Genomic DNA, 9,690 nt, shown 5'->3' with positions numbered 1-9,690 from the left:
TTACAAAAATCTTTGATTGCCAAAATGAACACTTCTATCTCTATATCCTAAAGACAACATCAAATATGCAGCAGATATTGCATCAAGCGCGTCATCGGGAGTTTTATTATCCCCTTTATAAGCGTAAATATCGCTAAATACAGTAGAACTACTATACTTTGCAATATAAAGTTTTTTGTAGGTAAAAGGTGTAATTAACAATGCTATTCTACTAAACTTATTAGACTTTGGCTTTACTGGGGCAATTCTAAAATATTGACTCATATTCTTTCTAAGAGTCATATATTCACGCGTCAATCCTCCAGAACCTTTAGTATTATCCCTATCTTCTATGTAAAGCGTGTGTACATTGAAATTTTGTAAAACAGTCTTGACCATATTCATAATATAAGGGTCAATAGCCGGTCGTTGATCTTGAAATACAAAAGCATAGTACTTATCATCAACTCTCTCCATAACACATAAAGCGGTATTATCACCTCCAATACTAAACGCTGGGTCTAAATATGCTATCGGGCTAGTAAATACATAGTCTTGCATAATATTAATTTGTGTGAAAATTGAGTCGGTGCTTGCTATCCACTCTCCTAGCAAAACTCTTGCCTTGTATGCTGGTATATCTTTATAGAGTTTCTCTTGAGTTTTGATAAATTCTTTACTTAGGAGAACATTATCGTAAGTTGTAAAATTATATGTCTTAAAAGTAGCTGTATTATTGATATAATCAGTTTTGAAATAATGTTCTGGATGATCTGGATTGGTATCAAAAATAATAGTTTCTTGCGCGCACCTAAGTCTTTTTAATACTTCCTCTAAAGTTTGCTTATGTAAAGTAGTAGCCTCATTTACAAAAATAAGTGCTGAATTACTACCCCTAAACCTTTCAAAATCACTTGCCTTGTCCCCGCCATATAAATTAATCCGTAGTGAATCAATCAGTATATATGAATTATTCCTATGTCTTGGAATATATGAAATATTAAGAAGTTTGCATAGCTTTTCAAATTGACCCAAAACATTAACTTCAACTGAACGTTGAGAATTGCCTATGATGAAATTATTAGTATCACTGGAATATAACTCTTTATTTGCAATTAAACTTTTAATAAACAGATAACATGCAAGATACGTTTTGCCGCTAGCTATACCGCCACTGAGTATAATTTTCTTTTCGTTGTTCTTTTGGATACTTTTTATCACCCTATTTTGCTTTACGGTTAAATATTTCTCTTCAAACTGAGCAAAATTAACCAAAGAGTTTGTTTTTCCAAAAAATTTAGATATATCAACTCCAAACTGACTTTTGTATTCCTTTTGAAGTGTTGTAAAAAATTTTGTTTGATATAAATTCACTTGTACCCTTTACTACTTTTGTAGTTACTTTTACTATCAACTTCATGAGCAGAAGTTAGCTTTTTCATACACTCATAGTAAAGCTCCATTTCCCTTATTGAACACTCCTTTATTAGATCATTAAGCTCACTCTTTAACAAACTGATTTTTTCATTAACATCATTTTTCTTGTTACATTTTTTATTTAAAAAGGCAATTTCGGATTGTAAATTTTCTATTTTTAAATGCATGTTGGCTAGTTCAATGCTTGCATATTGTTTAAATGCTCGTATAAATCCTAATTCTAAATTAGAGCGCTCTAAATCTAATTCTCCCTTAATTTTTCTAGCTTTAGCTTCTGATTTAAAAGTTTGGGCTACAAGGTGTTCAAAAGTATCTTCACTAATTGTTACTCTAGAATTATCACCAACAGAAGTTTCCCCATTCTCCCATTTTTGTCTCATTCTCCATACATTTACTCTAGAAACTCCAAGTTTAGCTGCTATTTCTCTATCATCCAATAATCCTTCTCTAAAGTACGCAACATAATCATCAAAAGAACGTTTAACTTTTTTCAAAAAATTTCTCTAAAGTAACAAAATTAACAAATTGTTACTCTAAATAGTAAAGCAATTTAATAAATTGTTAACACAAACTGATAACTTCTATACACCTATTAACTACTGATCTATATTTACAATATTCATTAAATTTAAATACATAAAAATATAACTTATTTATTTTAAATGTTTTTCAATAGATATGTTTTATTTTTAAAAGGAGCGTAAATCATGTCAAAAGCTTTGAATGAAATATATTGTCATTCTTGTGGCAAACCAATTAAAAAAGAAGCAGAAATTTGTATTGCTTGTGGAGTTAAAAATAAACAAGTTAAAAAATCTTATAACAGATTGGTAGCAGCATTATTCTGCTTATTTTTCGGTTATTTAGGAGCTCATAGATTTTATGTGGGGAAAACGGGAACCGGTACTGCGTTTTTATGTATAACCATTTTCTCTATTTTACTTTATATTTTTACCTTGGGATTTGGATTCATAATTGCTATGCCTTTGTTGGCAATAATAGAAATTATAGCCTTTATTGATTTCATAAGAATATTAATAAAAAAACTTTAAAAAAGGATTTAAAATGACTAATAAAACAAAATTTGTAGTATTCTTATTTTTATTTATAAGCATTCTAAGCTGCAAATCAAATAATAATAAGAATAATAATGAAGAAGTATTAGGAGATAGTAAATTTTTTACAAATGGAAAGGAAAATAATGAAGAATACTCCTGGATTGCAACAAAATCAGAAGAAAGACCAGAAAATTGGCAAAATAAAAATCATGCACTTATGAATTTTGTAAATAGCAGCCTAGGAAGTTATTATTATTTTAATTTCAATGATATTGCTACTAAACACAATATTGGTTTTTTTGATATACATGATATAAAAAGTAAAAATAAAATTAAAATCAAATATATTTTTGATAATGAAAAAGAATCTGAACTAACAATTGGAATAACTGAATGTAGACTTACTCCTGAACAAATTAAACAGGGGAATATAGTATGTTATTCAGCGGCTAATTTATATAATGATAATTATATTTTTGCTAGTTTTATGATTCCTCCATCCAAATCAGAAGATTTTTCAAAAAAACTACTAACTTCTAAAACCCTTAAAATAGCTTTTGAAATTTTTAAAGATCCAATAACATTTAATCTTGAAAATCATAAAAAATTACATACTAAATATAAAAAATATTTTATTAAAGAAAATAATAGCATAAAAAAAGAAGAGAATGATACAAAAACCAATAAAAATTAAAAAAGCACTAAAAGATATAAATTTGAACAAAAAAACAAGACTAGTTGTTAGTCTTGTTTTTTATAATTTATACTTAAATGCAAATTACATTTCAAATTATTCGTCATCACTGCTAAAGATATACTCTTTAATTGTTTCAAAATTAGATTCGTTTGTAAGATATGTTTTAACCCTTTCTAATTCTGATTTTAGGCTATCTAAGTCTGATTCAATTTCGACAACCTTTACGTTTTCTTTTAATGGGGGCGTATTGTTCCAAGTAGCCGCTTGATTACCTACATTTAATTTAGTTCTTAAATCGCTTCTAGTTTTGCTCAATTTTTTCAATAACTCTTCTAATTCTGAATCTTCTCCTCCATCTAAATTCCAAGTATAGTATATAGCGTTATTATTATCATCAGTAAAATGGTCATATATAGGCCCTGTAACTTTATCTATAACTTCTTGTGCCCCGACTATTACTCTTTTTACATCTTCCACGAACCAACTTTGATGCTTAATGGAATCAATATTCTTATTTATCTCATCTATTTTTTTTGTAAGTGTTTTGATTTTGCTTTTAACTTGCTTTTCTTCTTGTCTTTGTCTTTCTTCTTTTATTTTTCTTTCTTGTTCTGCTTTAGCTTTTGCCTGTTCTTCTTTTTTCTCTTCTTCTTTTTGTTGACCACCACTTTCACTTTGTTGTACTGCTTCTAATTCTAGTTTGCTATCTTGACTATTTGCCTGCAATATTTGAGCCTGATTTATGTTATTAGGATCATCGCCCTGTATTAATTCTTCTTTAGTTTCTTGTTTTTCTTCTCTTTCTACCTTTTCTTCTTCTTTCTTTTTTTCTTGTTTATTTTCTTTTTTCTCCTTTAATTCTTCTTCTTTTAATTTTTTTGCTATTTCATCATCTGAAATAATTCCTTCTTTTTTTTCTAAAAATCCCTTAACTTGTTCTTCTATACCTTGTTTAATTTTTCTTTCTATTTCTATACCTTGTTTAATTCCCTTAACTTGTTCTTTTACATTTTGTTTTAAATCTTCACCACTTGTATAATTATTGCAAGAAATTATCAGTGCAAAAACAGCACAAATAATAAATATTCTCATTTTTTTATTCATTTTTTTATTCATAATTTACTCCTACTCCGTAAGTTTTAAAGATAATGCAGTACCCAATAAATTCAATTTTTCAAAGATTTAACTAATTAATTTTGTTACATTTCGAATTACAAAGTAACAAAACTAAAATGTAATTTTAATCAAACTTAGAAAATCTCTCCATTGCAAATGATCAGCTCATTACAAAAGACTACAAAACACATACAAATCAAATTTCAGAGTCTTTGCTATATATCACTTAAAGTATTCTGTCTTTCTTAAGTGCCCCCCTTTAAAATTGCCACTTCTGTTCTTTACAGCTATTCTACAGCCCGGATTTTGCTTGCAATGAGAGACACCAAAATTTGACTAAAATTTTACATTTTTGATAAAATATAAATTGCAATTTTTATCTATTTTTATTACTTTTACTTAATTTAAAAGTAACACTTAAAAGGAGAGGATTTTATGGACTTTAATAATTATCTTAATTTAAATAAAGACACTTCGGATTTTTTCCTCAAACTCATAAAAGATTATCAAAAAGTAATAGATGAAAACAAAATTCTAAAAAATACCATAAAAAATTCAACTAAAAGTAAAAAAGAAAATCCAAAACCAAGTCCTAAGTTCTACTTAACTCCAAAAACCAGCAAATTAATCGTAAAATCTATCAAACAATTAAAACAAATTGATCCGATATCTGGTTGGTTCGTACATTTACTTTTAATAAGTGGCTGTAGGGGCACTGAAATTCAAAAAGTAAAAATGCAAGATATTACCCGGTTATCAAATAAAACTGGAGAAACTTTTTACAATATAAAAGTAAATGTAGCAAAAAAAAGAAGTGTCACTTGTATTAGAGAAATTGTTATTGACTCTAAGGAGTTTGACGCTATTCAAATAGCTCACAAGAATCATTTTAAAGAAAAAAATCTAGATACTAGACGTACTTATCTTTTCCAAAAAACCAAACATAAGTTTAAAGATAATCAAATTAGCATTATCCATATTTCTAATAAATTCAAAAATCTTCTTAAAAGATCGGGCTTTAAAGCAAATAAATCACTTCATTTATGTAGAAATTTATTTATTTCAAATTTAAAATCTAATGGTTACAATTCTTTCCAAATTAAAGAACTTATGAAATATCACTCAACATCTGAGATTGATAATATATATGGACTCTCTTCTGCAAACAAAATTCAAGCTTATAAATGTGCCAAAAATAGCTTAAAGCTATAGTATAGCTACTTAAGTTTAAATATTCGCTTTGAAGTTACTTTAAATAGTTTTCCATTAGGCTTTAAATCAAGTGAATCATATAATATTTCTTTCTCTTTTGTAGCAATAAAGTGTGACCCATTAACACCCTCAATTTTAACTTCACTTATTTCAAATTCATTAGCAGCCACAAAGTAATTGGAAGATTCATATCTAACACTAGTTCTAATTCCATAATAATTAAGTATCATACAAGGATCATTAATAAAACAATTTTTCTTGATGTACCCAAGTCCTAAAAATCTGCGATACGCCACATTTATTCCAAAAGCATTAAATTCAATATTCTTCAACAAACTTGTATAATAATGCAAGCATAAAAAATAACACCCCCATCTTTGTATCTCTCCAAGTAAACTCCTATTTTTTTGTTTTATTTTACTAATAAGCATTAATTAATCCTCCAATGTTAAATATTTTTTTTAATTTTTTTAGTGCCCCCATTCAAAAGGGGACACTATTTGCATACGACATATTGCTCATATTGCTAGGCAAGTAAAATTTATTATTTGTTGTCGAAAGTTCCGTAAATCTATCTGCTATTGCCCTTTTCTTAGGATCGTAATTGAACACAAATTGTTTGAATCTGTAATTTACATGATTAATTAGTGGATATTTATCTAAAATTTCATTGATTTTAATTTTGAGCCGTTCTTTAATAGGTTTTTCTCTCCTTTTGTTTTCATTTTGAATTTTATCTAGTTCTGATTTTAGATTGTCAATCTCAATCAGCTTACACTCAAGATTAACAGCAGACTCTTCGGTTTTAATCTCAAGGTCAGTGCACTCAACATACTCTACAAATTCATTTATCCAGTCAAACTCAACTCCAGATCGATAAAAATCACTCTTTACTACCAACTCCTCAATCTCTTCAATAAACTTAATAAACATATCATTATCATAATCACTTGAGATTAATAAATCAGACCCATTCTTTTCAAGAATTTCGTTTCTTACGTTGAAAACTTCCCATTCACATTTTTGAACAAATTCTAAAACTTTTGATATCAAAGAATTATTTCTCTTTATCTTACAGTTAACCGGTGCGGCGTCTATTAAGAAGAATAAATTACAATACTCAAGTCCAGTACATGCTAGCTGCATTTGTGCCTGCACATAGTATTTGAAAAAATACTTGCTACTTAAAAAATTGCCATTTTTATTGTACTCGGCTATAGTACTACTCATATAATTAGAATCACTACTCTTAATCTCTAAAAGTTCTATATCACCATCCTTATTTATAAACCATCCATCAATTGTTGAGCCTACTAAAGTTGTAAAACCATCCATTTTTTTGAAATAATTATATTTATCAACACCGTTGGCATATTTATTTTTATACAAAACATCAATATTATCACCGTGAGCTTTAACAAATTCTCTAAATCCTAGATTTTCCAACTCTTTACCCTTGAGCATATACAAATTCTCTTCAAAAGGCATACTCATACCAAAATATTTAAGCACTCTGTTTATCATCAAGTCTTTAAGTCCAGCTCCACCAATCAGAACAGTACCCACTTCACTAGCTCCATATTTATTGAGTTTGTTTCTCTGCACGCTAAAATCAATATTTCGATTAAACTTAAAACATTCTTGACTGCTTATTCCTGGTAATTTTTTGCCTATCTTGCTTAATTTGCTTTTTTCTTTAATGGGAGAGGATTTTTCCTCAAATATTTCACAACCAATAAAACTTTGTTGCTCAAAATTCATCATGTTGGATACTCCGTTTTGCATATTATCTTGAATATTTAAATTATTATTTTTGTGTGACATAATTGTCATCCTCCTCATAATTTTGATATAAATAATTATATAGCAAAAACTATTTTTCCCACTTTTTTAACAAAAATTTTTGTAAAAAAAGTGGGACTTAACGAAATTCTTTTATTAGAAAATCTGTTAAGTCACAACCTAATTAAATTGATTTTTGATTTATGATACTAACATTTTTTTAACTATACCTATTATACAATAGTATATGTTTTTGTCAACTTTTACACAAAATTTCTTGTAAATAAAAATATGGAGAACTTATAGAAAATCTCTTACGAAAGAAATTCTATAAATTCCCACTAATGATTTTTGGAAAATTCTAAATAATTAACCTTCGTTGGTGTTTATGCAATCAACGTTATCTGACATATAAGATAGCAAAAACTACTTTTGTCAAGTTTTTTAAAAGTTAAGTTTGGCTGCCAATTTAGAATTAAAATCAATTTGTCTTTTTATAACAAAAGAACTTATTTAAATTCTTTTGTTATAAACTTCGAATAAGTTCTAATTTAAAACAGATCTAAAATAGAATATTTCTATTCACAAAATAAGCTTATAATACCTTGATATTTTGAAAAATTTCACTCATTTTCAACTGAAGAAATACTTATTGAATATAGAGTAAATAATTGGAGCAAGTGTTATTCCCGCTATTAGCATTACTTGTATTGTTCTATTACTTGCATTAAGTTCATTTTTTAAACTAGATATATTCTTTTGTAAGGTCTTTTCTACACCATCTATTTTAGCGTTTAAACTCTTCTCTACATTATCTATTTTAGTATCTAATCTAGATATATCTTTTTGAAAGTTCTTTTCTACATTAATTATTTGTTGTTCCAAAGAATTCATTTTCTCTTTTAAAACTTCAAAATTGAAATTATCATTGTGAAGAAAAACAAAATCTATTGCCTCCTCACTAAACCCTTTATTTAAAAATTCATTCTTTATACTTTCTATGTTATATGTTCTGTACGCTAAATTACTCATAAAATCTACATATTATCCTTTTAATTGTTTATATTCCTTCATAATTCTTTTAATTATTTCTTTTTCATTATTAAATAATTTGTCTAATAAGAACCCCGTGAATTTAGAATTAGTTTTATAAAAATTGTAACTCTCTTTACTTTTAAGTTGAAATCTTAACGGTTTTATTGGGTTTTGTCTTGATTTATCCTCTTTAATTTCTGTGTTTAATATGTTTCTATATACACCCTTTAATCCTTTTTCTTTAATGTCACCTATTGATACACTTCCATCTAATACTTTTCTATAAATTTTAAGATATAAAAAAGCCTGACTTCTGGATATTATAAATTCTGACAAAAAGTCTTCAAATTTTTTATAACCATCTATCAAATAAAGTTTTTTTTCCCTTATTTTATATAATATTTTCATTGTTTTAATTTTATTATCAATATCATCAATAGTAATTCTACGAAGTTGATCTTTATAACTTTTATATTCAAGTTCGTCATTTTCAAATTCTTTAATGCTATCTGTTCTATTATTTAATAATATTTTTTTTACTTTTAATTTTGACACTTAATCCTCCTAAGTTTTAATTTACTATAATAAATATGCCGGCATACTTTTTATAATAAATTGTTTAATATTTTTTTCATTTCTTGATAATAAATTTCTTTATTGTCCGGCTCTTTTAATTCGTTTATAAAAACCTTAATTGCATTATAAAAATGAACTCTTCCCTTAATAAGATCCTTGTATTTTGGCTGCAAAATACTTTCGATATCTTTATATGTATTTCTATTTTTCATAAATTGGTTTTCTACTATTGACGTGTCAATATTTTTTTTTCTTATCATTTCAACTTCTTTTATTTCATTCATTAATATTGGTAAAGACTCTACGGACCATCTTTCCGTTTGAATAGGTATTATAACTTTATGTGTAATATTTAAAGCATTAAATAATAAAGAACTTAAACTAGGTGGAGTATCTATTATCACATAATCAAGATTATAATAATGTAAGTTATTATCAAAAATAAATTCCAACATAAGTTCTTTATAAGTAATATCTTCTTTTTCAAATTTACACAAAATGGGATGGGACGGAATAACATACATATTATTATTTATTGGATTTATATATTCGTTAAAATCCACTGTTTGATCTCTTTTTAATAGATAATAAATATTATTTATTTCAATGTTACTAATATATCGTAAAAAATAACTTGTCAAACTATTTTGAGGGTCTAAATCTACAACTAACACTTTATTGTTGGCCTCACTTAAAATATATGAAAATATAATTGACAACATGCTTTTACCAACACCGCCTTTAATTGACGCGATTGTAATTATTTTAGGTTTTTTATTATCCATTTTGTTAGTGGTC

General features: G+C 26.8%; 11 protein-coding genes. 3 read left to right on the top strand and 8 right to left on the bottom strand.

The genetic code is table 11. The annotated features are described in order from the left end of the window. Complete coding sequence (locus QIA21_RS05885; RefSeq protein ID WP_418905648.1) at window positions 1-1,353, bottom strand: PBSX family phage terminase large subunit; 1,353 nt, start codon at window positions 1,351-1,353, stop codon at window positions 1-3. Next, on the bottom strand, window positions 1,350-1,910 hold the full coding sequence (locus QIA21_RS05880; protein ID WP_418905647.1) for a DUF603 domain-containing protein: 561 nt from the start codon (window positions 1,908-1,910) through the stop codon (window positions 1,350-1,352). Before QIA21_RS05880 ends, QIA21_RS05885 begins: the two co-directional genes overlap by 4 nt. Window positions 1,911-2,123: 213 nt before the next feature. Between QIA21_RS05880 and QIA21_RS05875 the strand changes: the two genes are divergently transcribed. Next, window positions 2,124-2,468, top strand: a complete 345-nt coding sequence (locus QIA21_RS05875; RefSeq protein ID WP_418905646.1) for a TM2 domain-containing protein — start codon at window positions 2,124-2,126, stop codon at window positions 2,466-2,468. Window positions 2,469-2,481: 13 nt separating this feature from the next. Further along, window positions 2,482-3,168 (top strand): hypothetical protein, encoded by a 687-nt coding sequence (locus QIA21_RS05870; protein ID WP_418905645.1) that lies wholly within the window; start codon window positions 2,482-2,484, stop codon window positions 3,166-3,168. 96 nt (window positions 3,169-3,264) lie between these two features. Here QIA21_RS05870 and QIA21_RS05865 read toward each other — a convergent pair whose 3' ends face one another. Beyond that, window positions 3,265-4,287: a hypothetical protein gene (locus tag QIA21_RS05865; RefSeq protein ID WP_418905644.1), complete on the bottom strand. Its 1,023-nt coding sequence runs from the start codon at window positions 4,285-4,287 to the stop codon at window positions 3,265-3,267. A 435-nt stretch (window positions 4,288-4,722) separates the two neighbouring features. Between QIA21_RS05865 and QIA21_RS05860 the strand changes: the two genes are divergently transcribed. After that, window positions 4,723-5,499 carry a tyrosine-type recombinase/integrase gene (locus QIA21_RS05860; protein ID WP_418905643.1) on the top strand — a complete coding sequence of 259 codons (777 nt, stop codon included), beginning with the start codon at window positions 4,723-4,725 and terminating at the stop codon, window positions 5,497-5,499. Window positions 5,500-5,504: 5 nt separating this feature from the next. Here the strand turns inward: QIA21_RS05860 and QIA21_RS05855 are convergent, their stop codons facing one another. The 5 genes from QIA21_RS05855 to QIA21_RS05835 all read right to left on the bottom strand — a co-directional run bounded on the left by QIA21_RS05855 (window position 5,505) and on the right by QIA21_RS05835 (window position 9,677). Further along, window positions 5,505-5,930, bottom strand: coding sequence for a DUF261 domain-containing protein (locus QIA21_RS05855; protein WP_418905642.1), 426 nt, complete (start codon window positions 5,928-5,930; stop codon window positions 5,505-5,507). A 52-nt stretch (window positions 5,931-5,982) separates the two neighbouring features. Further along, complete coding sequence (locus tag QIA21_RS05850; protein ID WP_418905672.1) at window positions 5,983-7,323, bottom strand: DUF244 domain-containing protein; 1,341 nt, start codon at window positions 7,321-7,323, stop codon at window positions 5,983-5,985. A 591-nt stretch (window positions 7,324-7,914) separates the two neighbouring features. Continuing rightward, a complete protein-coding gene (gene bdr / locus QIA21_RS05845) occupies window positions 7,915-8,313 on the bottom strand; it encodes a Bdr family repetitive protein (RefSeq protein WP_418905641.1) in 399 nt (132 codons plus the stop codon). A 12-nt stretch (window positions 8,314-8,325) separates the two neighbouring features. Then, complete coding sequence (locus QIA21_RS05840) at window positions 8,326-8,871, bottom strand: chromosome replication/partitioning protein (protein WP_418905640.1); 546 nt, start codon at window positions 8,869-8,871, stop codon at window positions 8,326-8,328. 50 nt (window positions 8,872-8,921) lie between these two features. Continuing rightward, the gene (locus tag QIA21_RS05835) at window positions 8,922-9,677 is read right to left on the bottom strand and encodes a ParA family protein (RefSeq protein WP_418905639.1); all 756 of its coding nucleotides are present in this window, start codon (window positions 9,675-9,677) and stop codon (window positions 8,922-8,924) included. Window positions 9,678-9,690: the final 13 nt, after the last annotated feature.

Origin of the sequence: Borreliella japonica (assembly GCF_030438115.2) — a bacterium.
Classification (GTDB): domain Bacteria; phylum Spirochaetota; class Spirochaetia; order Borreliales; family Borreliaceae; genus Borreliella; species Borreliella japonica.
The sequence above is the reverse complement of the archived record's forward strand: the minus strand, read 5'-3'. Positions and strand labels throughout refer to the sequence as shown.

What these genes read in the sequence shown, in the direction of transcription:
- QIA21_RS05855 (WP_418905642.1), bottom strand. Translation starts at nt 5,930, where the DNA reads ATGCTTATTAGTAAAATAAAACAAAAAAATAGGAGTTTACTTGGAGAG.
- QIA21_RS05875 (WP_418905646.1), top strand. Translation starts at nt 2,124, where the DNA reads ATGTCAAAAGCTTTGAATGAAATATATTGTCATTCTTGTGGCAAACCA.
- QIA21_RS05850 (WP_418905672.1), bottom strand. Translation starts at nt 7,323, where the DNA reads ATGTCACACAAAAATAATAATTTAAATATTCAAGATAATATGCAAAAC.
- QIA21_RS05870 (WP_418905645.1), top strand. Translation starts at nt 2,482, where the DNA reads ATGACTAATAAAACAAAATTTGTAGTATTCTTATTTTTATTTATAAGC.
- QIA21_RS05860 (WP_418905643.1), top strand. Translation starts at nt 4,723, where the DNA reads ATGGACTTTAATAATTATCTTAATTTAAATAAAGACACTTCGGATTTT.
- bdr (WP_418905641.1), bottom strand. Translation starts at nt 8,313, where the DNA reads ATGAGTAATTTAGCGTACAGAACATATAACATAGAAAGTATAAAGAAT.
- QIA21_RS05865 (WP_418905644.1), bottom strand. Translation starts at nt 4,287, where the DNA reads ATGAATAAAAAAATGAATAAAAAAATGAGAATATTTATTATTTGTGCT.
- QIA21_RS05835 (WP_418905639.1), bottom strand. Translation starts at nt 9,677, where the DNA reads ATGGATAATAAAAAACCTAAAATAATTACAATCGCGTCAATTAAAGGC.